Genomic DNA, 23,928 nt, shown 5'->3' on the forward strand with positions numbered 1-23,928 from the left:
TCGCGCGAACGTCGGGCCTGGGGCGGCCCGCGGCGCGCACGGGCTGTCTCAGGGGGTCCGCGGAACCGCCGAGAACGCCGGGGGCGAGTATTCCGCGGAGGCCGAGGGGCCCGTGCCGGCGCCGGCCTCCTGCCCCTGCTCCAGCCCGGTCCTCGGGGGCGGGACCTGCTCCTGACGGCCCGAGGACGCGCCCCGGTACACCGCGGTGAAGGCGAGGGCGACCATGCCGATGCCCATCACGAGGGCGAGCATCCAGGCGACCGGGCGATGCCAGCGGGCCCCCTTGCGGTAGACCCTGCCGTAGGTGCCCGATGCACCGTAGCGGCCTTCCAGGATCTCCGTGTCGTCCAGGTCGTCCAGATCCCGTCCGTGGCCGAATCCGCCCCCCTCGTCGGGCCCGAATCCCTCCTCGAAGCGCTCGTCGTCGCCCCGCGCGCCCCTGGCGTGCGCCCGGCGTGCCTCGGCCTCCTGGGCCTCGGCGCGGGCCTGGGCGGCGGCCAGAAGTCTCTCCACGGCCGTCGGCTCGTGCACCAGGGCGGCCTGTACGAAGGCCTCGTCGAAGACCACGGAGGCGAACTCTTCGTCGCTGCCTCCGTGGTCGCGGTCGTCGTCGGGCTCCCAACCGTCCTCGAACGGCGTGCCCCCCACGTCCTCCGGCACGGATCCAGAGTAGACCTGGGGGGTCAATTTGGGCAGACGGTAAGGAATTTCATCCACCTGGCGAGACGGTTCACGGCCGAACCGCCGAAAATCGCGGTCCAGGCGGCGCCGAGCGGGCGCTCAGTGCCGTCCCGACCAGGGCTTTCGGGCTCAGCGCCGCACGTGCCCGTCGCCGGTCACGATGTACTTGGTGCTCGTCAGCTCCGGCAGCCCCATCGGCCCCCGGGCGTGCAGCTTCTGTGTGGAGATGCCGATCTCCGCGCCGAAGCCGAACTGGCCGCCGTCCGTGAAGCGGGTCGACGCGTTCACGGCGACCGTCGTCGAGTCGACGAGCTGGGTGAAGCGGCGGGCGGCCTGCTGGGAGGTGGTGACGATCGCCTCGGTGTGGCCGGAGCTCCACAGCCGGATGTGCTGGACGGCCCTGTCCAGGGAATCCACGACGGCGGCGGCGATGTCGTAGGACAGGTACTCGGTGTCCCAGTCCTCCGGAGTGGCCTCCACCACGGTCGCCCGGGAGTCCTTGGCGTACGCCATCACGCGCTCGTCGGCGTGCACGGTGACCCCGGCGTCCGCGAGGGCGTCCAGGGCCCGCGGCAGGAAGCGGGGGGCGATGTCCTGGTGCACGAGGAGCGTCTCGGCCGCGTTGCACACGCTCACGCGCTGCGCCTTGGAGTTGATCAGGATCTCGACCGCCATGTCGATGTCGGCCTGGGCGTCGACATAGACATGGCAGTTGCCCGTGCCGGTCTCGATCACCGGGACGGTGGACTCCTCCACGACGGTGCGGATCAGGGAGGCCCCGCCGCGCGGGATGAGCACGTCGACCAGGCCTCGGGCGCGCATCAGCTCGCGCACCGACTCGCGGCCCTCGCCGGGCACGAGCTGGACGGCGTCGGCGGGCAGCCCGGCGCCGCCCACGGCGTCGCGCAGCACCCGGACGAGGGCGGTGTTCGACTCGTACGCGGAGGACGAGCCGCGCAGCAGCACGGCGTTCCCGGACTTCAGGCACAGGGCGGCGGCGTCGACGGTCACGTTCGGCCGGGCCTCGTAGACGATCCCGACGACGCCGAGCGGGACGCGGACCTGGCGCAGGTCGATGCCGTTGGGGAGGGTGGAGCCGCGGACGACCTCACCGACCGGGTCGGGCAGCGCGGCGACGTCCCGTACGTCGGCGGCGATGGCCCGGATGCGCTCGGGCGTCAGGGTGAGCCGATCGATGATCGCCTCGCTGGTGCCGGCCTCGCGGGCCTTGGCGATGTCCTTGGCGTTCGCCTCGACGATCTCACTCGACCGGACCTCCAGCGCGTCCGCGACGGCGAGCAGCGCGTCGTCCTTCTCGGCGCGCGGCAGCGGCGCGAGGTCGGCGGCGGCGGCCTTGGCCCGGTAGGCGGCCTGGGTGACCGGGGACATGGAGTCGTACGGCGAGAGCGAGGTCATGCAGGAAGGGTAGTGCGCCGGGTGGACCGGTCCTGGTTCATCCCACACCGCGAGACGGGCCCGGAGGGGCCCTGGGGATCACTCAAAAGGGATGCACGCCCACCGGGGTGGCCGGCGCCGGCCCGTACCCCTCGGCGACACGCTGCTGGTAGGTCTCGCGGTCGATGACCTCCAGGCCGACGATCTCCCAGGGCGGGAGGCCGGCGGTCTGGCGGTGCTCGCCCCACAGCCGCAGCGCGACCGCCGCGGCGTCGTGCAGGTCGCGGGCCTCCTCCCAGTAGCGGATCTCCGCGTGGTCGTTGGCATAGCGGCTGGTCAGCAGAAAGGGGTGGTCGTTGGCCAGCTGTTCGAGGGCCCGTCGCACCTCCTTCAGCGGGGCCTCGCCGCCGGAGACACTGAGCGTGACGTGCCACAGACGGGGGGTCTCGCCGGGCGTCTCGTACGCCGTGCCGGCCACGACGCTGGTGAGGGCGCGCTCCTTGCCGGCCGCGCGGGGCGCACCGCCGTCACGGACGGCACCGAAGGTGCCGCCACCGCGGGACGTGGCCCCAGGGCGCACTCGTGTCACGACGGCCTCCTTACTCAGTGCTCGTGCGGAATGTGTCCCCGGGACAAAGTTGAGCAGGCCGCAGGGCGCTGTGGGGCGGTTTTACGGAACGTCCCCCACCGGACCGCCGTGGGGGGTGGACGTTTCGGTTGATTACGGGTGCGGGACGAATCCTTGCGAATGCGGGACGAATCCTTACGGGTGCGGCGGGTGCAGGACGACCAGATCGTCCCGGTGGACGACCTCACGTTCGTAGGCGGGACCCAGTTCACGGGCCAGTTCCCTGGTCGAGCGGCCGATCAGCCGGGGGATCTCCTTGGAGTCGAAGTTCACGAGCCCGCGCGCCACCGCCCGCCCCTCGCCGTCGCGCAGTTCCACCGGGTCGCCCGCGGTGAAGTCGCCCTCGACCCCCGCGATGCCGGCGGGCAGCAGCGACGTGCGGCGTTCGACGACCGCGCGCACGGCCCCGTCGTCGAGGACGAGTGCACCCTGCGGGGTGGAGGCGTGCTGCAGCCACAGCAGCCGGTGGGCGGAGCGCTTGCCGGTGGGGTGGAAGTACGTGCCGGTGTCCCGGCCCGCGAGGGCGTCGGCGGCGTGCACCGCGGAGGTGAGCACGACGGGGATGCCCGCGGCGGCCGCGATCCGGGCCGCCTCCACCTTGGTGACCATGCCACCGGTCCCGACACCGGCCTTGCCCGCGGTGCCGATGTCCACGTGCGCCAGGTCCTGCGGCCCCCGCACCTCCGCTATCCGCGAGGTGCCCGGCCTGCTGGGGTCGCCGTCGTACACGCCGTCCACGTCTGACAGGAGGACCAGCAGGTCGGCCCGTACGAGATGGGCGACGAGCGCGGCAAGGCGGTCGTTGTCACCGAAGCGGATCTCGTCCGTGGCAACGGTGTCGTTCTCGTTGACGACGGGCAGCGCCCCCATCGCGAGGAGCTTGTCGAGGGTCCGCGCGGCGTTGCGGTGGTGGGCGCGGCGGCTGGTGTCGTCGGAGGTGAGCAGCACCTGGCCGACGCGGACGCCGTGGCGGGCGCAGGACGCGGTGTAGCGGGCCACCAGCAGGCCCTGTCCGACGCTGGCGGCGGCCTGCTGCCGGGCCAGGTCCCGGGGGCGGCGGCGCAGGCCGAGGGGTGCGAGGCCGGCGGCGATGGCACCGGAGGAGACGAGGACGATCTCCTTCTCCCCTCCGCTGCGGTGCTTGGCGAGGACGTCCACCAGGGCGTCGACGCGGTCGGCGTCGAGCCCGCCCGCTGCCGTGGTCAGCGAGGAGGAGCCCACCTTGACGACGATCCTGTGGGCCTGTGCCACGGCCTGCCTTGCCCCTGCCACCTGCTGTGCTTCCCCTCGCGCGTCGGTCCGGCTCCCGCTCGGCAATCTACGCGAAGGGGCACGGTTGCCGCGCACCGGTCCAGTACGCGGACGAGCGGCCGCGGGGACCGAGGCCACCAGACCGCGGCCGCGCTCTGCCGCACGGTCCGCCCGTCAGGCCGCGCGGTCCGCCCGTCAGGCCGCCCCGCCCGTCCGTCAGGCCGCCCCGCCCGTCCGTCAGGCCGCCCCGCCCGTCCGTCAGGCCGCCCGGCGCACCTTCAGCACCCGCCGGGCCGCCTTCCGCAGCCGCCGGAAGTGAACCGTCGTCGTCGGCTTGAACGCCTCGATGGTGACCGTCTCGCGGACCGTCGGCACGAACCACTCGTCCGGGAGGCCCGCGGCGCGGTCCCGGAAGTGCGGGTAGGCGAGGTAGGCGCGGCCGCCGCGCGGGTCGATGAGGACGGTGGGCGCCTTGTTCGCCTTGACGAACCCCAGGACGTCGGCGAGGAGGTCGGCGCGGCCCCGCGCGACCAGGTGGAGCCGGAGCCGCTCGTTGACCTTGAGCTGCCGGGCGAGGCCCTCGTGCCAGTACGCGTCCATCAGCGGCTTGGCCAGCTCCAGCTTGTGGGCGCGGATCTCCTCGCTGTTGGTGAGGAAGACGGGTCCGAACTGCGGCAGCAGGGTGATCAGGAAGGGCCGGACCATCAGCAGGTCCCGGCGGGGTCCGGCGGGCACGTGCTCGGCGATGAGCCGCATCAGGGCGCGTGCCGAGTCGAAGCGCAGGGTGTAGCTGCCGCTCTTGGTGACGTGCTTTCCGTCGTCGCGGCCGACCAGGTAGTAGCAGGTGTAGTCGGAGATCACGGAGACGCCGTCCGCGCGGAGGTACGCCTCCATCGTGAACAGGGCGTCCTCGCCGGTCTTGAGGGACTCGTCGAAGTGCATGCCGTGGCGCGTCAGCAGCTCGCGCCGGAAGAGCTTCTGCGCGCTCAGCGTGAACTTGATCTTCGAGGAGAAGACGTCGGTCCGGGCCAGGTTCTTGCCCCACATGGACTTCGGGGCGTTGCGGTTGACGCCGACCACCTTGCCGAGCACCACGTCGGTCTTGTGCTCGTCGGCCATCGCCACCATGCGCTCCAGCGCCTCGGTGCCGAGCCGGTCGTCCGCGTCGAGGAAGAAGACATAGCGTCCGCGGGCCCGGTCCAGGCCGACGTTGCGCGGGCCGCTGGGGCCGCCCGAGTTCTCCTGGCGGATGACCGTCACGGTCAACGGCGCGCGCTTGGCGAACTCCTCGAGGTACTCCCCCGTCCCGTCCGTCGAACCGTCGTCGACGGCGATCACCTCGATGCGCGCCGGGTCCAGGGTCTGGCCCTCCACGGACTGCAGGCATTCGACCAGGTACGGCATCGCCTCGTACGCCCCGATGATCACACTGACATCAGGCTGCGCAGCGGTCACGCTTCCCCCTTGTCACGGGATGTCCCCGTATCACTCACAGAATCACCAGCTAGACGGCTGACGGGGCGCGGGGGTTGCGTCCATTCCGGGTTTCGTGGCGTGGATCACAGGGTGAACCGACAGGAAACCGTGAGGAACCGACGAGGGTGCAGCGTAGGCGGCTTCGGTAAGAGACAGGAAAGGACCGGGGCGCCGAGGAGTCGTCCTCGGCGCCCCGGTCCCCTGCGGTACGGCCGCGGGCGGGCCCTGGGTCCTAACCCTTGACCACGTCGTTCGTCTCGTCGGCCGGCGGAGTGCGCTGGCCGGGAACCGCGCCCGTCGGCTCGGCGGCCGCCGCCGCGCGCGCGCCGGTCTCCTGGCCGCGGCCGCGCACCTCGGCCTGCTGGCCGCGGTTGCGGGCCTCGGACTTCTGCGCCAGGAGGCGCACCGCGGCGTTGAACCGCTCGATCGAGGCGGGCTCGTCCGGACCCAGCAGATAGCGCTTCAGCTCCCGGCGGCCGGCGGCCAGCGGGTCGGACCCGGGGTCGCGGACGGCGGCCAGCAGCGCGTCCAGCTCGCGCGCCGAGTTCGACAGGATCACGGCCGCGCGTACCGCCGTGTTCTGCCGCTTGAACTCCTCGGCGCCCACCCCCGCCGAGTCGGTGACGGCGTACGGCTTGCCGCTCGCGATGAAGTCGGAGACCACGCTGGAGATGTCGGACACCATCGCGTCGGAGACGTTGAAGCAGTCGTACAGGCGCGGCTCTGCACCCGTGATGACGCGGTGCTGCCAGGGGCCGGACGAGCGCCAGTACGTCTCGTTCCACTCGGCCCGCAGCCGGGCGATCTCCTCGTGCATGACCACGTCGATCGCGCCGTCGCGGGTCGCCTCGGCCTCGTCGCCCTTCTCGCTGGTGGGCGCGGTCAGCTCGGCGAGCCGGGCCTCGATGCGGGTCAGCTCGGCCCTGGCCCGTGCCTGGGCGGCGGTGTCGGCCCGGAAGCGGGGGTCGGCGGCACGCTCGGCGGCGGCCTTGTCGACCAGCGCGGTGATCCGCCGGTGCGCGGCGGCCGCCTTCGCGCTGCGGGTGCCGGTGAAGGGGTGCGGCTTGTAGAGCACGCGGACCGGCGGGTCGGCGGCGAGCAGCTTCTTCACGATGTTCTCGCCGGCCAGCAGGATCGAGGTGTTGCCCGGGTTGTCGTCCCATCCCTCCCAGGTGGGGGCGTACAGGATCGTCGGGCAGGGTTGCCCGGAGTCTTCGCCGCGGAGGTCTTCGGACGGGATGCGCCCGGACTGGATGGGCGCCAGCTGCGGGCGGCCGACCTCGACGATGTCCTCGTCGCGGATGCCGACGTCGGCGATCGCGTAGCGGTCGCGGCCGGCGCGGCCGGCGGTCCACACCTCGTCGTACACCTTGCTGAACGGGTTGACGCTGGCGACCTTGTCGCTGTCGCCGTGGCCGATGAAGACGTGCTTCATGGTGGGCACGCGCAGCATGTGGATGTTCTTGCCGACGTTCGCCGCGTACAGCGTGACGCGCACGGTCGACAGGTCCATGTTCATCAGGTGCACCCCTCCGGGCACGCAGACGACGGGGACCGTGGTGGGCGCCAGGTTCTGCAGGATGACACGCTCGCGGAGGATGATCAGCGGCCGGGTCTCCAGCTGCTCCATCGTCTCCAGCCACATGTTGACCTGGTACGCCGAGTCCTTGGAGCCGGAGAAGTACAGCACCGTCTCCGGGCGGTACTCGCGCAGCCAGGCGCCGAGGGCCGCGAGGACCGTCCCCGCCTTCGGCGGGATCCTCCTGCCGCGCACGTACGGGGCGAGGGCGACCACGTAAAGGAAGGCCAGCACCAGGGTGGCCGCGACGCCCGCGAGGCCGTAGACGACGCGGTCGGCGGCCGCCATGACGAGCAGGCCGGCGACCGCCGGCAGGTCGAGGTGGAGCATCTTCTCCGCCGCGCGGTGCACCAGGCCGCGGGGCGGGGCGTCCGGGATGCGGATCCGGGAGCCGAGGTCCACGTTGCGGGTGGAGACCGGCATCGCGCGGCGCTTGTGGATCAGGGTGACCAGGGCGCTGTGGGGGGCCTGGAAGGCGAAGAAGGCCAGGAAGCAGGCGATGGCCGCGTAGAAGACCGGCTCGCCGGACAGGCCGGCTCGCGCCAGGAGCAGGACCAGCAGCAGCTGGCGGAGCAGAAACCGGATGGAGAGGCCGGCCCGCAGCTTGCCGAGGAGCTGGATCAGATAGCTGCCGCGCCGGTGCAGATAGTGGTCCGCCAGGTACGTCACTGCGGCCGCGGCCGCGAAGGCACCGACGCTCGGGAGGAGCGCGGCCAGCATCAGCGCGGGGAAGCCCAGCATCATGAGGGCCGCCGCGGCCAGTTCGGCCGCACTGCCCACCCGGGCCACGCGTATAGCGGTGGAAATCACGGAGGAACCTGCTCTTGGAGGGGAGTGCCGGTGGTGGTTCGGGAAAACGCCTCGGGCGGCGTTTGAAAAGGAAGCGAAAAGAACTTGCAAACGATCCGGAACCTTACGGATTCAGGCCCCTGTGCACACGCATTCGTCATGCGATCACAGAGGCCTGAATTCCGGGAAGTCATTTTGACCGTCGATTATGCCACGCCGTCCTGCCGGTCCAGGACCGCGGCCAGGGCCGCCTCGAAACCGGTCTCCCGGCCCGCCCCCGCCGTCGGATCCTGCTGGCGTACGTCGATGACGTGGCCGGTGAGTCCGGAGACGAGGACGTCGAGCGAGGCGCGCGCCACGGCCTCGGAGGACAGCAGCGTGCCCGCGGGTTCCTGGCCGAACGCCTTGGTGCGCATCGGGGTCGCGGTGCGCTCCGGGTTGATGCAGTTGACGCGGATGCCGTCGGCGGCCCACTCGTCGGACAGGGCCTGGGTGAGGTTGACCATGGCGGCCTTGGTCGAGGAGTAGAGGCTGTACTCGGCGCGGCCGCGGGTGTAGCTGCTGGACGTGTAGAGCAGCAACTGGCCCTTGGTCTCGGCGAGGTACTTGTACGCCGAGCGGGCGATCTGCACCGGGGCCAGGTAGTTGACCTTCAGCGCTTCCTCGATGGTCGCGTTGTCGGTCTCCGCCAGCTTGCCGATGCGCAGCACGCCGGCGGTGTTGACGACGTAGTCGATGCGCCCGGTCTCGGCGTACGCCCGGGACAGCGCGTCGTCGACCTCCTCCGGGTTCTCGACGTGCGTGCCGGTGGTGGAGCGGCCCAGCGCGTAGACCGCGGCGCCGTAGGACTCGGCGAGTTCGGCGATGTCCTTGCCGATGCCGTACGAGCCGCCGAAGACGACGACGGTCCTGCCGTCGAGGAGTTCGCGGTACGCCTCCGCGCCGTTCTGCTCCGGCGCGGCGGTGGAGGCGAGCTGGAACAGCTTGTCGGCGATGAACACGTCGACGGGCTGGGTGACCTTCATGTTGTACTCGTCGCCCGCGACGACGTGGATCGGCACGTCCGGCAGGTACTTGAGCACGACGGAACAGTCGTCGGTGGCCTGGAAGTTGGGGTCGCCCGCGGCGACCTCGTAGGCGCGGCGGATGGTGGACAGCTTGAACGCCTGCGGGGTCTGGCCGCGGCGCAGCCGGGAGCGGTCGGGGATCTCGGTGATGAACTCGCCGTCCTCACCGTGCGTGCGGGTCACGATGATGGTGTCCGCGGACGGGATGGCGACGTCCACGGCCTGGTAGCGCTCCAGGGCCGCGACGCAGTCGTCTATGACGCGCTGCGACAGCAGGGGGCGTACGGCGTCGTGGAAGAGGACGTTGCGGTCCTCGTCCTCGGCCAGGCCCTCGCCGAGCAGGGCGATGGCGCGCTCGGTGGTCTCGTTGCGCGTGGCGCCGCCCTCGACCACGTGGGTCACCTTCGCGAAGCCCGCCTTGGCGACGATCTTCTCCACGTCCCCCACATAGCCCGGCGCCATCAGCACGATGATGTCGTCGATGGAGTCGGCCTTCTCGAAGGTCGTCAGCGTGTGTTCGATCACCGCCTTGCCGGCGATCTTCAGCAGCTGCTTCGGAATCGACAGACCCACGCGCTGACCGGTCCCACCAGCCAGGATCACTGCGGTGGTACGGGGCTTGGCTATGCGCTCTGACACAGGTGACCTACCTCGGGGCTTCAGGGAACCTTCGGATGGTCCCACTTTCGGTAAGCGAAGTGCAAGGTGAGCGCCCTCTGCTGCATATGTGAGCGCAACCTGCCATTCATCTTGCACCCTCGGCGATTACCAAAGACACCCGGTCGAATTGTCCGGATTTGCCGTGAGTAACTCCACACGGGTCTCGGCCCGTCTTTTCCCCGCGCTTTCCCCCGTGTTGCATTCCGGTCACGCGGTCCGGCGCGCCTCGCCGCCCGCGCGGGCGGCGCGCCCGCACGGTCACCCGCGTCACCCGCGTCATCCGGTGAGCCGAGACCCGCGGACGGCGCCGCCGGGGCGCGGGTCTCGCATACAACGCGCCCCGCCACGTCCGGCGGCTCGTGAAGCGGGCCGGCTCTCGCCGTACCGTCCGCGTCCATGGTCAACGGACCATAGGGGAACTTTCTGAAGCGGAGCTGAGAGAAGCCTGCGACACGGATGAGCCCCGGGGGCAGGGCCCGGCGGTGCTCCGGGGTCCGCCGCACCCGGGGTGTGGCGAGGCGTCCGGGCACGGCGCCGTCTCCGGGACGCGCCCGGGCGCCGGCGCCGTGGACGGCGCAACCGGCCACGGGGTGCCCTACAGCGGGCCGGAGCCGCCCCGGCCCCTCCCGGAGCCGCAGTCGGCCACCCGGCGCCCACCGGCCGGCCTCCGTCAGAACGGCTCGAAGTCGTCGAACTCCCGCAGGGCCTCGTCCCGTTCGGCCTGGCGTTCCCGGCGGCGCTGCACGGCGGGCCGCGCCGCCTCGAAGCGGTGGTCCTCGCCCCGCCGGCCGAGCATCTCCGCGCCCGCCGTCAGGGTCGGCTCCCAGTCGAAGACGACCGCGTTGTCCTCGGGCCCGATGGCGACGCCGTCGCCGGCCCGGGCGCCCGCCTTCACCAGTTCCTCCTCGACGCCGAGGCGGGCCAGCCGGTCGGCCAGGTAGCCGACGGCCTCGTCGTTGTTGAAGTCGGTCTGGCGCACCCACCGCTCCGGCTTCTCGCCGCGCACGCGGAACAGCCCCTCGTCCTCGCGGGTGACCGTGAACCCCGCGTCGTCGACCGCCTTCGGCCGGATGACGATCCGGGTCGCCTCCTCCTGCGGCCTGGCGGCGCGCGCCCTGGCGACCAGGTCGGCGAGGGCGTACGACAGCTCCTTCAGGCCGAGGTGGGCCACGGCGGACACCTCGAAGACGCGGTATCCGCGGGCCTCCAGGTCCGGCCGCACCATGTCGGCCAGGTCCTTGCCGTCCGGCACGTCGATCTTGTTGAGGACCACGATCCGCGGACGGTCGTCGAGACCGCCGTACTGCCGCAGCTCCTCCTCGATCACGTCGAGGTCGGAGAGGGGGTCGCGGTCGGACTCCAGTGTGGCGGTGTCCAGCACGTGCACGAGCACGCTGCACCGCTCGACGTGCCGCAGGAACTCCAGGCCGAGCCCCTTGCCCTGGCTGGCGCCCGGGATGAGCCCCGGCACGTCGGCGATGGTGTACACGGTGGCGCCCGCGGTGACCACGCCCAGGTTCGGGACGAGGGTGGTGAACGGGTAGTCGGCGATCTTCGGCTTGGCGGCGGACAGCACGGAGATCAGCGAGGACTTGCCGGCGCTCGGGTAGCCGACGAGGGCCACGTCCGCGACCGTCTTCAGCTCCAGCACGATGTCCCGCAGGTCCCCGGGCTCGCCGAGCAGCGCGAAGCCGGGCGCCTTGCGGCGGGCGGAGGCCAGCGCCGCGTTGCCGAGCCCGCCGCGGCCGCCCTGGGCGGCGATGTACGACGTGCCGTGTCCGACGAGGTCCGCGAGCACATTGCCCGCCCGGTCGAGCACGACCGTGCCGTCCGGCACCGGCAGGACCAGGTCCTGGCCGTCCTTGCCGGACCGGAAGCCGCCCTCGCCGGGCTTGCCGTTGGTGGCCTTGCGGTGCGGGGAGTGGTGGTAGTCGAGCAGCGTCGTGACGGACTGGTCGACGGTGAGGATCACATCGCCGCCGCGGCCGCCGTTGCCGCCGTCGGGGCCGCCGAGCGGCTTGAACTTCTCGCGGTGCACGGAGGCGCAGCCGTGGCCTCCGTTACCCGCGGCGACGTGCAGTTCGACGCGGTCCACGAAGGTGGTCATGGTGCAGTGCCTCCAGAAACGGTGCGGAAGGTGTCTCTTGCGGTCTCTTGCGGTCTTTTACGATCTCTTGCGGTCTCTCGCGCAACAAGCGAAAGGCGGACCCGCCTTCCCGACCGGGAAGTGAGGTCCGCCTCGCGAGATGTTCGGTCGAAAACCGTGAATCAGCCGATTCAGGCGATTCAGGTGATCAGGCGACCGGAACGATGTTCACGACCTTGCGGCCACGGTGGGTGCCGAACTGCACCGCGCCGGCCTGCAGGGCGAACAGCGTGTCGTCGCCGCCGCGGCCGACGCCCGCGCCCGGGTGGAAGTGCGTGCCGCGCTGGCGGACCAGGATCTCACCCGCGTTCACGACCTGACCGCCGAAGCGCTTCACGCCGAGCCGCTGGGCGTTGGAGTCGCGACCGTTCCGGGTGGACGATGCGCCCTTCTTGTGTGCCATCTCTCCTCAGTCCCTTACTTCGCAGCCGCGGGGATCGCGGTGACCTTGATCGCCGTGTACTGCTGGCGGTGGCCCTGGCGACGGCGGTAACCGGTCTTGTTCTTGTAGCGCAGAATGTCGATCTTCTGGCCCTTGTGGTGGTCCACGACCTCGGCCTGGACCTTGATCCCGGCCAGCACCCACGGGTCGCTGGTCACGGAGTCGCCGTCGACCACGAGCAGGGTCGAGAGCTCGACCGTGTCGCCAACCTTGGCAGTGGAAATCTTGTCAACCTCAACGATGTCGCCGACAGCAACCTTGTGCTGGCGACCACCGCTGCGCACGATGGCGTACACGCGGATCTCACTCTCTCGCTCGGGACGGCACCCCCGCAGTCCAGCCGCCCTGCGACACACGCGGACGACCTCTCCCGAACGGCCCTTGCGGCCCGTGCCCGGGAGGAAGAGGTTTACGGGGATGTGGCGGGTCTGTGGACACGCCGACGGTCAAGGTTACGGGGCCCGGCTTGAGGGGTCAAACCGGGCCCCGGCCGAATCGCCTAACGCGTGATGACGCGCCCGTCGGCCACGTCCCATCGACGCGTAGGACCGCCTTCGTCGTCATCGACGAAGAAGGTGCCTTCGAGATCCGGGACGGACTCCGCAAGCCGCTCCAGCAGATCGAGCACGAGGTCCACACCCCCGCTGCGCATGGAGGCCCCGAAGAACACGTGGGCGATCCAATTGATCTCCCTCTGCTGGTACAACCACCCGTCCAGGTACAGGGCGGCGGCTTCATCGGTCAGGTGAAACCGCGCCCCCTCGGTCCTGTAGTGCTCCACGACGTCCCGAATCGCGCTCAGGTCGTCGTAGTCGCAGTCCAGAAACCCCCGGACGTTGAAGTACCGTCCCATCGGCGGTCAGTCCCCCAATCCGGTGCGCACGATTCCGCCCTTGCCCTCGATGTAGTCCCGGACATCCCGGTGGACACCGTACTTGAACCAGAACTCGGCTCTCAGTCCCCTCTCGTCCGCCGCTTCCAGAGTCGCCTTGATCTGCTTCCTCGTGGACTTGCTCAGGAAGTTCTTCGGCCGGTTGACAGCCGTCCAGGTCCGCTTCACCTGGATGAGCGCGTCGCTGGTGACCACGTCGATCTCACGCCCGTTGATCATCTCGGACGTCCCGCCGGTACGCGCCCGCACCATGTCTTCGTAGTGCACATCAGCGGCCTCTCTGGTCTTGCCCTGGGCCACCAGCTCTTTGACCTTGTCAGATGCCTTCAGTCCGCAGTTGTGCACGAGGAGCGGGGTCGTCCCCGCCGACACGTAGTACGTGTGGATGTCGTCGATGGTGAGGTCGTGCGTGCGCTGCCACTTGTGCCACACCCGCGCCGACGCCAGCTCGACGGTCTCACCGGACGGAGTGCGCAGCTCCATGCCGGGCTTCAGATCGCCGGCCTTGATCCACCGCTTCTCCGATTCGGCCCAGAACGGATGTGTCGTCGTGGAGACCAGCGCGCGGGCCGTGCCTGAGTGGTCCTTCACGGTGAGGTCGACGAAGTCCTTGTCGTCCTCCGTGACAATGGTGCCGACGACCTCCCGGACCGTCGTCCTGCCCGTCTCCGGGTCCGTGACGGTGACCTTGTCGCCGAGCTTCACCTTCTCGATGGGCTTGGTGGTGCCGTCCGCCAGCAGGACCTTCGTACCGGGCAGGAAGCTGTGGCACTCGGGCTCAGACCTGGTCCGCTTCTTGAGTGCCTCCGCCGCCTTCTTCCTGGCGTCCGCCAGTTTGTCGACGGCTTTGGCCAGACTGGCTCTCGCCGCTCCCAGTGCCTTGTTGGCCTTGTAGAGGTCCTGGGCGCCGCCGATCAGATCCTCGACCAGGCCGGTCACCCGCTTGACGAGCTTGAGCCCCTTGGCCCACTTCCAGGGCGCCCCGTACTTGGCGAGAATCTTGCCCGCCAGGCCGCCCGCGAAGCTGCCGGCGATGTTGAGCAGGGTCTCGCCGCAGGCGCCGACGTCTCCGCTGGAGATGCAGTCCAGGGCCGCGTCCACGCCCAGGATGTCCCGGACGATCTTGACGAGCATCTTGCCCGCCGACTTGATGCGCTGCTTGGCGGTGGACTGCTGTGACTGTGCCGCCGCCACGTTGTTGGACGCCTGGTCAGCCTCCGACTGCGCCTTGTCTACTTCCTTGTTGCCGGTCTCGGGGGCGTAGGTGCCCGAGTAGGCCGAACAGTACGAGTACGGGAAGCAACTCTCCAGACCGGACGGGTCGGAGAGGGTGACCGGGGAGTTGTCGGCGTACGCGTAGCCGTTGATCTGGTTCGGCCGGCTGTAGTCGATGATCGGGTCGACGGAGATGAACTTGCCGATCGAGGCGTCGTACTCCCGGGCTCCCAGATGGGTCAGCCCGGTCGAGGTGTCGATCGTGCCGCCGACGAAGCCTCTCTCCCCCGGCCAGGTGCCGGTCTTCTCGCCACGCTCGACGCCGTAGGGGTCGAAGCGCCGCTGGGAGACAGCTCCAGTCGTGGAATCGATGGCCAGCTCACCCGTGCCGTGGTGGTCGGAGGCGACGAAGGAGAGCTTCCCGGCGGTGCGGACCGCGACCGTCTGGTCGGCGTAGTCGTAGTAGCGGGTGGCCTCCTTCTTGGTGCCGTCGGCCGACAGCTTCAGCTCGGTGCCCGGCAGGTACACCGTCGTGCCGGAGGAGTCCTTGCGCAGGACCCGGCTGCCGGAACCGTCGTAGAGGTAGCTGGTCTTCGAGCCGTTCGCCTCGGTGACCTCGCTCGGCCTCCCGGAGTCGTTCCAGACCAGGGACTGGGCGTTGCCGCCGATGGTGCGCTTGGTGGTGTTGCCCGCGTCGTCGTACTCGTACGTCGACTGCTTGTCCCCTGTCGGGGTCTTCTCGACCACCTTGGTGAGCTGGTGCGGTCCGTCGCCCTGGGCGCCCGCGCCGCCGTACTCGTAGCTGCGGGTGATGTTCTTCGCCGCGTCCAGGCCGGTGTCGTGGTTGACCTCGGAGACTCGGTTGCCGATGGCGTCGGTCTCGTACGACTTCCAGTACGGGATCGGGCCGCCGAGCGGATTCACGCCCGGGGCGCTCTCGCATGCCTTCGGGCCGGTGCCGTCCAGCGGCGCTGTGGACCCCCTGGTGCCGGAGCCCGCCGCGTCCGCAGCCGATGCCGCCGGGGTCCAGGCGTCCGTCAGCCGCTGCCGGCCGTCATAGGCGAAGCACTGCACGTCCGGTGCCGAGGCGTTGGCCGTGTCCGAGATCGACAGGACGTTTCCTGCCTGGTCGTAGGAGTAGTTCGACTCCTTCGCGGGGGCCGTGGCTCCGTAGACGTCGACCACCGAGCGGGTCAGCCGGTCGGTGCCCTTCTCGTAGTCGTAGGTCTGCCAGACCTTCTTGCCGCTGCCCGTGGACAGCTCCAGCTGCTGGAGGTGGCTCTCCTTGGAATAGACGGTGTTGGTGACGTACGAGGTCGTGCCCGTCATCGTCATCGGGCGCTGGAGCGCGTCGTACGTGTAGGTCACCACCTCCGCCGGCAGGTCACCGATGGCCGGCAGGCCAGCGCTCTGGACCGTTCCATCCCGGTTGTACGTGCTGGTGAAGACGTAGGTGCCGGCGAGGGACCCCTGGGAGGCGGGGACCTGGTAGGCGGTCTTCAGCGGGCGGTAGAACTCGTCCATCGACTGGATGGCGGTGGCGAAGTACTCCGTCGGCGAGACATAGCTCAGGAAGCCATAGGCCTGGCCCAGCCAGCCCGCCTTGTCGTACTTCGTCTCGCTCAGCTTGGTACCGGTGGTGGGGCTGCCCTGCCAGGTGCTGACGACGCGGCCGAGCTTGTCGTAGACCGTGGAGGTCTTCTTGTTGCGGCCGTCGTACGCGGTAACCGGCTGGTCCAGCTCGTCGTACTCCGTGCGCGAGGTGCCCGCGTCGGGGTCGATCGACGTGATCTTGCGGCCCAGCTGGTCGTACTCGTAGCGCCACACGTTGTTCTTGGCGTCGGTGACCGTTTCCAGCTTGCCCGCGGGTGTGTAGGTGTACTTCGTCGAGTCGTACGGCACGCCCGCACCCGGCGTGGAGCCCCGATAGTGCCGTATCTCGGAGACGTTGCCCTGGCCGTCGGTGACCGTCGTCGTGGGCACGCCGCCCGTCGGCGGGTCGATGTGGGTCATCTCGCCGTCGTACGCGGTGGTCGTGCGCCACTGTTCGACGCCCGCGACCGCAAAGATCTCGGCCGTGGTGCGGCCCAGGCCGTCGTACTCCAGCAGGCTCTGCGCGCCGACCTCGCCGTTGTGCACGAGCAGCAGGTCGTCCGCGGCCGCGCCGGCCGCGTTGTACGTCAGGTTGGTCTTCTTGATGTTGCCGGTGCCGTCGTAGAACGTGTCGGCAACCATGCGGGTGCCGTCCGAACCCTCGGTCTGGATCTGGCGGGGCCGCAGCATGCTGTCGTAGAGCTGGTACTCGGCGCCGTAGGAGCCGTCGTTCTCGATCTTCTCCGTCTTGATCGAGGTGACCTTGTCCTTGCGGACGTTGTACGAGTACTTGATGCTCGGCGTCTGGGTCGACGCCCGGTCCGCCAGCCACACCGAGGTCAGTCGGCCCAGCGCGTCGTAGGCGAGGTCCGTCCGCTTGCCGTTCGGGTCGGTCTGGCCCGCCGACATGCCCCAGGCCGGGGCGTAGTCGGTGGTCGTGACGTGGCCGAGCGCGTTGGTGACGGCCGTCTTCGACAGCAGGCCGTTGGTCTCGGTGTAGACCGTCTTCGTCTCGCTCTGCTTGGCGTCCTTCTGGGACAGCGGACGGCCGTAGGAGTCGTAGGTCGTGGTGCCGGTGACCTGGTACGTCCCCGCGGTGCCGTCGTGCGAGACCAGCCGCTCGGTCTTCGTCGCGTCACCCTTCGCCGGGGTCGCGCCGAACGCTCCGTTGTCGTAGGAGGTGCGCTCGTCCGCCAGTACCTGGGTCCTGCGGTCGGGGGTGGCCGAGCACGCCACGGACACCGCCTCGCTGCGCGCGGGCAGCGAGAGGATGTTCTTCGCCGTGTTGTCCGCGTACGTGGTGCGGGTGCAGCTGTCGTCCTTGGCGGTGGAGACGTCGCCCTGGTCGTCAATCTCCAGGACGCGGCCGGTGTCGTTGGAGGTGTCGTACGTCGTGGTGGACTTCGTCTCCCGCCATGTCCCGTCGGACTTCAGGTTGAAGCCGCGGCCGGTCCTGGTGCGCACCATCGACGCGCGAGTGGTCCCCCAGCTCTTCGTCTGGGTGGCGGTGTAGTGCTTCCACGGGGTGGAGATCATCTTGGAGACCAGCTTGTCACCGTCGTAGGTGGCCGCCTCCAGCTGGTGGCCGGTGAACTCCTCCGCGTCCGTGTAGGAGGCTCCCGTGGAGTCCTTGACCGTCACCGAGCGGGTGTTGCCGGCGGGGTCCTTGTCCCCGTCCATGCCCTGCATGAAGGTGTAGTCCACGCGGGTGGTCTGCCGGTCGGCGCCGCCGCTGGTGACCTTGACCTTGCCGTAGCCCTGCCAGCCGCCCCAGGTCAGGTACTTGTCGTCGGTGATGCCGTCCGGCTTCGCCTTCCGCCAGGCGGCGTCGCCTTGGTAGTCGTAGCGCGTGACCATCTGGTCGCTGCCGCCCGTGCGGTCGGTCTCGACGACCGCCGAGACGACGTACTTGTGGAACCAGTCCGTGATCGGGTCGATGTAGCCCGGCGGCGCCCACTTCACCGGGTAGCAGCGCTTGGTCGACTCGCCCGGTGCGGGCAGCGTCTCCTTGGTGCAGTCGGTGGGGGCGTAGTTGACGTCGAGCTGGGCGCCCGTCTCACTGAGGACGGCCGACAGGCGGTAGCGGTGGAAGGGCGCGATGTTGTCGCCGATCGCGTCGACGCGGTTGGCGAGCTGCTCGCCGAAGAGCTCGACGGACGGCAGCTGCACCGCCGTGCCGGCGCGGCCCTCGTGGTCGATCTTCGACAGCCACAGCGTCTTGGAGTCGTCGCCGTTGTCGGTGAACAGGTGCGTGAAGGACCAGGCGTCCACGTCCGAGTAGGTCGTGGCGTCCTTGCGCATCTGCGTGACGATCGATGTCAGCCGCTTGGTCGTCCAGAAGGTCTGCACGGGCGAGGTGCACTTGGTGTCGGCCTTGCACTCCTGGTCGACGGGGACGTCCGGCCAGTGGGCGGCGTTCGCCTTGGTGCGCTTGCTCTCCGCACAGTCGAAGTCGGCGGTGGGCAGGCAGCGTTCGTCGACGTTGAAGACGATCCGGGCCGGGGCCTTCGCCGCGTACACGTTGCCGTCGGTCTGGCCGTAGTCGATGCGCTTGAGGTAGCCGCCTCGGTCGTAGGCGGTGCCGTTGACGTCGGTCTTCCCGTTGAGCGCGTAGTGGTTGGTCTCGCGGCCGTAGAAGTAGGACATCACGTTGCCGTGCGTGTCCTTGACGTAGTCCAGGCTCCAGCGCCACGCCTGCTTGCAGTGGGCGCTGGTGAAGGTGGCGTTGTAGCAGGGCTCGCCGGAGTCGTCACCGAAGACGGGGGCCGTCCAGACGGAGTCGGTCTCCTCATTGCCGGTGGCCCAGCCCGTCAGGCGGTTCTGCCCGAAGTAGTACTCGGTGCCCTCCGGGGTGGTGACGCGCCAGTACTCGCCGTCGTTGTCGCCATTGACGGCGCCGGTCAGCTTCTCGACCTTGGTGCCGTCGTCGGCCGACATGTGCCACTCGCCGGTGGTGTCGTCCTTGACCAGTTCGCCGGAGCTGCCGTTGAGCATGATCGTGGCGTTGTCGAACGCCCAGCACTGCTCGCCGGAGCCGTCGTGGCCGTCGTCGGAGCAGGGCTTGTAGCGGCGCTCGATGTATCCCGGGTCGTAGGAGAAGCCCTCACCGAGCCAGGAACCCTGGTTGTTGGTCGCCGCCGTGCGGCCGTCCGCCGACTGGGAGGAGTAGCCGAGGCCCACGCTGGGAACCAGCCCGCCCGGGGCCGGAACCGTGCGCAGCGGGTAGTCCCAGCTGAACGCTCCGGAGGAGGGGGCGACGCTCCAGCTGGCCGACGGGGACAGCGCGGTCGCCTGGTAGGTGCCCTGTGCGCTGGACGGACCCGCCGCCACCGCGACCAGGGACGTCGCGCCGACCGCCATGGTGGAGGCGCCCTTCGCGGCGGCCGGGGCGGCGGTCACGTCGGCGGAGAGGGTGCCGGCCCGCACGTCGTTCACCGTCCGAAGCACCTTCGGCTGCTGCGGGCAGTCCTTGCTGCCGGGGTCGGCCACGGCGGCACAGGCCGGGAGCTGCACCAGGCGCAGCCGGGAGGCGTAGGAGCCGCCGAAGCCCTCGGCGAACTCGGAGTAGTCCAAGGTCAGCCGCACCTTGGCGGCCTGGCCGGCGCCGTCGGCGCGCTCGATGCCGAGGAGGACGCCGGCGCCGAGCCGCGCGGCGCGCTCGGGGGCGAGGACGTCGACGCGCACCTTGCCCGGCGCCTTCAGGCCCCTGGTCCCGGTCCTGGCCACCGTCTTGGGCCCGGTACCGGTGCTGGTCTTGGTGCCGGTCTTGGTGCCGGTCTTGGTGCCGGTCTTGGTACCGGGTTCGAGGATCCTGACCGGCAGGCCACCCGCCTCCGCGGAGCCGCCCAGCCTCACCTCGGCGCCGCCCTGCCTGGGCCACACCGCCTTGTCGAGCCCCTTGACCGCGGCCTTGCGCGCCGCGTCGGAGGGGCGGGGCTTCGCCTTCGCGGCGAAGCCCCGGGCGGGGTCGCCGTCGTCCTGGACGCCGGGGCGGCTGGTGCGGCCCCGGGCGCCGTCGTCGAGCGCCATGGCCTGGACCGACGATGCGGACAGCGCGAGCGAGAGCCCGAGCACTGTCGCGACGACCGTCTGTCTGGGCATGCGGCGGCTCAATGAGCGGCCACGGAAGAGCATCGGACAACTCCCTGGTCGGAGGAGGAACTCACAAAGAAGAAGGGGGAGGTGTGCCGGGGCCGAACAGCCCCGGCACACCACAGGGGTGACTGCCCGTCACATATCTGGCAGCGCCGTCAGTCCGGCCATCTGCTGCACCGCGACCGGGTCGGCCGCCCCGCTGTAGACGCGCACCTCGTCGATCGCCCCGGCGAAGTACTCGCTCGCCCCGTGCAGCGAACGGCCCACCTGCAGACCGCCGCCGGCGGACCACAGGGTGTCGTCCTTGCCGTAGGCGCCCGCGACGAGCTGGCCCTCGACATACAGCCGGATCGAGTTGGCGAAGGCGTCGTAGACGACCGCGAGGTGCTGGCCGGAGCCGCCGGTGTCGGGCAGTTCCTGGTCGTCGGTGAAGGTGACGACCTCGGCGCCCGCCGCGTCGGTCTTGGCGACTGCCAGCTCCCACTGGCCGGTGGCCGCCTGGTAGCGGACCTGGACGCGGTTGGCGTTGGCGCCCGGCAGCGACAGCACCGTCTGCGACTTGACCGGGTCCAGCGAGGTGAGCTGGGCGCGGGCCGTCACGGTGAGGCTGCCGGCGCCGGTGACCGGGGCGGTGGCGGTGGACGCGTAGTCGCCGTCACCGTCCAGGACCAGGTTGCCGTCGCCGACCAGCGCGGCGATGTCGAACAGCGGGTCGGCCGGGCGGTAGATGGAGGCGTTGCCCGCCAGGGTCAGCGCCTGGCCGCCGCCGGTCTCGGCGGACGCGCCACCGGTGGCGTCGTCGAGCTGCCAGTACCCCTTGCGCTCCGGTCTGACGGTCATCAGCTCCGCCACCTGGGCGGCGGGCAGGACCCGGTCGAAGGCCCTGACCTCGGCCAGGTCACCACTGAAGTTGTCGCGGTAGCCGCTCTTGGCGGTGGCACGGCCGATCTGCAGCGGCCCGTACGACTTCCAGGTGGAGCGTCGCGTGGCGGATGCCTTCAGGTCCTTGTTGATGTAGAGCTGGAGCTGCGGGCCGCCGCTCTTCTGCGCGTCGTACACGCCGGTCAGCAGGACCCACTGGTCCTTGACCGGGGTGACTCCGGTGGAGACGGCCTTCCACTCACCGAGCGAGTCGACGTCGTTGACCGGGACGGAGAACTTCCAGGTCTGCGCGGACGCGTCGTAGCCGAGGGTGAAGCCGGGCTCACCGGTGCCGTCCTGGCTGACGACCGCCATGTCCTTGTCCAGCGCGGTGGGCCGCACCCAGGCGCTGACGCTGAAGCTCTTCGCGGTGTCGAGCACGGTCTCGCTCACGTCGAGGTAGGAGTCGGCACCGCCGTCGAAGCGCGCCGCCTTGTCGGCCTTGCCGCCGGGGCCGTCCGCGCCGAAGACGACGGCGCTTCCCGCGGTGGCCGAGAACTCGCCGCTCTCGTCGTGCGCTTCGGCGTCACCCGCCTGGTCGGCGAGGTTCCACTGGGCGACGACCGGTGTGCCCTCGCTCACCAGGAACTCGTAGTGGGCCTTGGTGCTCGGGTTCTCCGCCTTGTCGACGGCGATCACGTCGACCCAGTGCCGTCCGGCCCGGGTCGGCATCCACTGGACCGAGGCGGAACCGCCCGCCGCGGACGGGGAGACCGTGGTCGCCGGGCTCGCGGTGCTGTCGAAGGCGTACCGGTACTTGACGACGTCGGTGTCGGGGATGGAGTCGTTGGGGTTGGGTGCGAAGGTGAAGGTGCCGTAGGTGCCCACGCCGTCGTGGTAGACGGTGTCCGACGGGTACTGCTTGGACAGGACGTTGGGCTTGCCGGGCAGCGTCTTGTCGTAGATGAACTCGCAGCGCTGCGCGGTGTCGCCCTCCCAGCTCCACGGCCCGTAGCCGTCGCCGTCGTAGGCCCGCGCGCTCCAGTAGATGACGGTGTTCTGCGGGATCGTCGACTTGACGGTGTGCGTGAACTTGGTGCTGGTCGTCGGGGAGAGCCAGTCCGGTGTCAGGTAGGTGTAGGACTTGGCCTCCTTCGTGGTGGGGTCGGTCCACTCCACCTTGAACTCGACCTTCACCTTGTCGGTCTGGCCGTTGCCGTGGTCCGGATCGCTGGCGATGGCCTGGAGCTTCGGGGGGACCTCGGTGTACTCGCGGGTGGAACCCCACTTGCACAGGCCGCCGGGGTCGCTCGACATGTCGGACGTCTTGATCTGCCGTGGCAGGGTGTTGTACTTGATCGACAGGTACGCGTTGCCGCAGATCCGCTTCCATTCGGCGAAGCGGGTCTCGTCGGCGGCCCTGAGGCCCAGCGTCATCGCGTTCCAGCCGTCCGCGGCGGCCGTCTTGACCGCGGAGGTCAGCCCACCGCTCGCCCCGCTCTCGAAGTGCAGGTTGGCCTGGCTGGAGCAGGAGGTCGGGGAGATCGCCTTGTCGACGGTCTCCAGGTGGTCGACCCAGTCGTCCGAGGTGTTGGACCAGTCGCTGGACGACGTGATCGTGTAGTTCTTGCCGCCGACCCGGTACAGCCGGATGGGCTCGGCGGTCGGGGAGGCGCTGTAGATGTGCTCCACCCGGGCGGAGAAGGTCGCGCCCAGGATCTGCTTCCCCTTGTAGAACGACAGCGGCATGGTGAACAGCACCCGGCGGACGCCGACGCCGTTGCAGGAGACCGGGTTGTAGTCGGTGGGGCACTTGCCGACGCCCGCGCTGCCCGAGTACTTCCAGTCCTGCTCGCCGGGCATCCCGGACATGACGCCGGTCCAGGCGGTCCGCGACGTGGTGCGCTGGATCGGGTCGATGACGACCGGGAAGACGGTGCCCGCGCCCTTGAGGAGCTTCTGGTCGGGGACGAGGCTCAGCCTGCCCTTGCCCACCTCGACACCGAGCGGGGCGACGCGTCCGCCGCCGCCCGGGCCTTCCAGGGCGGCCCTGGGAGCCTTGTCGCCGGTCCCGGGACCGGCGGTGGCGGTGGTGGTGGCGGTGGCGCCCGCGGCGTCCGTGCCGGCCGCCGCGGCCTTCAGCGCCTTCGCGACGGCCTTGGGGCCCTGCTTCCTGGTGGCGGCCTCCTCGACGGCGGAGGAGTCCCACATCGCGGGCTTGCCGGCCTGGAAGACGGTGCCGCCCACGGCGGCGTCCTCCGCGACGATCGCGCCGGTGGTGTCCTCCGAGACCTTCAGGCCGTCGGTGGCCATGCCCAGGTCGAGCCTGGCCAGCTTCGGATCGGCCGCCGCCTCGGGCGTCTTGACGACCAGCAGATGACCGAAGCCGTCGGCCTCGGCCCGGACGGTCAGGTCGACGCCGGGCAGGGCGTCGGTGTAGGTGGCGGTGTCGCCGTCGATCCTCGGCGCGGGCAGCTTGCCGTACGGCCAGGTCAGGGCGAACTCGCGGCCCGCCCGCTGCATGGTCACGAACGGCTTGCCCGCCTGCCCCGCGGAGAAGCTCAGGTCGACCGTGGCGGCCTTCGGGCCCCAGCTGCCGTCGGCCCGCTTCACCAGCGTGGCGTCGACGCCGACCCACTTGCCGCCCTGGAACGTGCGGACGGGCTCGGTGTACTCGCGGGCGGTGAAGGTGCCGTCGGGCTCGGCGAAGATCTCGCGGCGCTCGGTGCGCAGCCCGACGACCTCGGTCTTCCTGCCGCTCTCCTTGGCGGCGGCCAGCGCCTGCTGCTCGGTCTGCATCGGCCGGCCGGCGGCGATCGGCGTCTGGCCCGCCGGGGTGCCACCGCTGCCCGGGAGGACGGTCACACCCGCCGCCACCGCGCCGGTGACGGCGGCCGCGACGGCGGCACGCAGCGCGATGCCCCGCCGTATCGGTCTGTGTCTGTCTGCGGACACGCGTCCACTCTCCAGTCGGTTGAGTCGGTCTCGGGAATCCGGTCGCCGGAACGCCACATCCGGCGGGATGCGTCACGCGGTTGACGGGTCATCGACGGACCGTCGCTCCGAAGGCGGCGGCACCTGCGGGGAAGCCGCCCTCACCGGGCCCCTCCCCCTTGCTTCTCGTGTGACCCCACGCCCGCCGGACATCCGGGTCCGAC

Annotated in this window: 13 protein-coding genes; all 13 read right to left on the reverse strand. The window is 70.3% G+C overall.

All coding sequences use genetic code 11. From position 1 onward, the window contains the following. Positions 1-48: 48 nt before the first annotated feature. Complete coding sequence (locus ACZ79I_RS13395; RefSeq protein ID WP_471497250.1) at positions 49-660, reverse strand: SCO2584 family spore wall biosynthesis protein; 612 nt, start codon at positions 658-660, stop codon at positions 49-51. A 150-nt stretch (positions 661-810) separates the two neighbouring features. Continuing rightward, the gene (locus tag ACZ79I_RS13400) at positions 811-2,097 is read right to left on the reverse strand and encodes a glutamate-5-semialdehyde dehydrogenase (RefSeq protein WP_471497252.1); all 1,287 of its coding nucleotides are present in this window, start codon (positions 2,095-2,097) and stop codon (positions 811-813) included. Between the two features lie 82 nt (positions 2,098-2,179). Continuing rightward, complete coding sequence (locus tag ACZ79I_RS13405) at positions 2,180-2,656, reverse strand: hypothetical protein (RefSeq protein WP_471504922.1); 477 nt, start codon at positions 2,654-2,656, stop codon at positions 2,180-2,182. A 183-nt stretch (positions 2,657-2,839) separates the two neighbouring features. Beyond that, complete coding sequence (gene proB, locus ACZ79I_RS13410) at positions 2,840-3,955, reverse strand: glutamate 5-kinase (protein ID WP_471497254.1); 1,116 nt, start codon at positions 3,953-3,955, stop codon at positions 2,840-2,842. A 258-nt stretch (positions 3,956-4,213) separates the two neighbouring features. After that, on the reverse strand, positions 4,214-5,410 hold the full coding sequence (locus tag ACZ79I_RS13415) for a glycosyltransferase family 2 protein (protein ID WP_471497256.1): 1,197 nt from the start codon (positions 5,408-5,410) through the stop codon (positions 4,214-4,216). A 253-nt stretch (positions 5,411-5,663) separates the two neighbouring features. After that, on the reverse strand, positions 5,664-7,790 hold the full coding sequence (locus ACZ79I_RS13420; protein ID WP_471504925.1) for a hypothetical protein: 2,127 nt from the start codon (positions 7,788-7,790) through the stop codon (positions 5,664-5,666). Positions 7,791-8,005: 215 nt separating this feature from the next. Then, a complete protein-coding gene (locus ACZ79I_RS13425; RefSeq protein WP_471497258.1) occupies positions 8,006-9,505 on the reverse strand; it encodes a D-ribitol-5-phosphate cytidylyltransferase in 1,500 nt (499 codons plus the stop codon). 691 nt (positions 9,506-10,196) lie between these two features. Continuing rightward, entirely contained in the window at positions 10,197-11,633 is a 1,437-nt protein-coding gene (obgE, locus tag ACZ79I_RS13430; protein ID WP_471497260.1) for a GTPase ObgE, read from the reverse strand. Between the two features lie 187 nt (positions 11,634-11,820). After that, positions 11,821-12,075 carry a 50S ribosomal protein L27 gene (gene rpmA / locus ACZ79I_RS13435; RefSeq protein WP_110628143.1) on the reverse strand — a complete coding sequence of 85 codons (255 nt, stop codon included), beginning with the start codon at positions 12,073-12,075 and terminating at the stop codon, positions 11,821-11,823. Positions 12,076-12,089: 14 nt separating this feature from the next. After that, positions 12,090-12,410 (reverse strand): 50S ribosomal protein L21, encoded by a 321-nt coding sequence (rplU, locus tag ACZ79I_RS13440; RefSeq protein ID WP_412793873.1) that lies wholly within the window; start codon positions 12,408-12,410, stop codon positions 12,090-12,092. Between the two features lie 203 nt (positions 12,411-12,613). Next, complete coding sequence (locus ACZ79I_RS13445) at positions 12,614-12,967, reverse strand: hypothetical protein (RefSeq protein WP_471497262.1); 354 nt, start codon at positions 12,965-12,967, stop codon at positions 12,614-12,616. A gap of 6 nt (positions 12,968-12,973) precedes the next feature. Continuing rightward, entirely contained in the window at positions 12,974-19,915 is a 6,942-nt protein-coding gene (locus tag ACZ79I_RS13450; RefSeq protein ID WP_471497264.1) for a restriction endonuclease fold toxin, read from the reverse strand. Between the two features lie 129 nt (positions 19,916-20,044). Continuing rightward, complete coding sequence (locus tag ACZ79I_RS13455; protein ID WP_471497265.1) at positions 20,045-23,725, reverse strand: LamG domain-containing protein; 3,681 nt, start codon at positions 23,723-23,725, stop codon at positions 20,045-20,047. Positions 23,726-23,928 lie beyond the last annotated feature (203 nt).

Source organism: Streptomyces sp. PSU-S4-23, assembly GCF_055632315.1.

What these genes read in the sequence shown, in the direction of transcription:
- ACZ79I_RS13400 (WP_471497252.1), bottom strand. Translation starts at nt 2,097, where the DNA reads ATGACCTCGCTCTCGCCGTACGACTCCATGTCCCCGGTCACCCAGGCC.
- obgE (WP_471497260.1), bottom strand. Translation starts at nt 11,633, where the DNA reads ATGACCACCTTCGTGGACCGCGTCGAACTGCACGTCGCCGCGGGTAAC.
- rpmA (WP_110628143.1), bottom strand. Translation starts at nt 12,075, where the DNA reads ATGGCACACAAGAAGGGCGCATCGTCCACCCGGAACGGTCGCGACTCC.
- ACZ79I_RS13445 (WP_471497262.1), bottom strand. Translation starts at nt 12,967, where the DNA reads ATGGGACGGTACTTCAACGTCCGGGGGTTTCTGGACTGCGACTACGAC.
- ACZ79I_RS13450 (WP_471497264.1), bottom strand. Translation starts at nt 19,915, where the DNA reads ATGCCCAGACAGACGGTCGTCGCGACAGTGCTCGGGCTCTCGCTCGCG.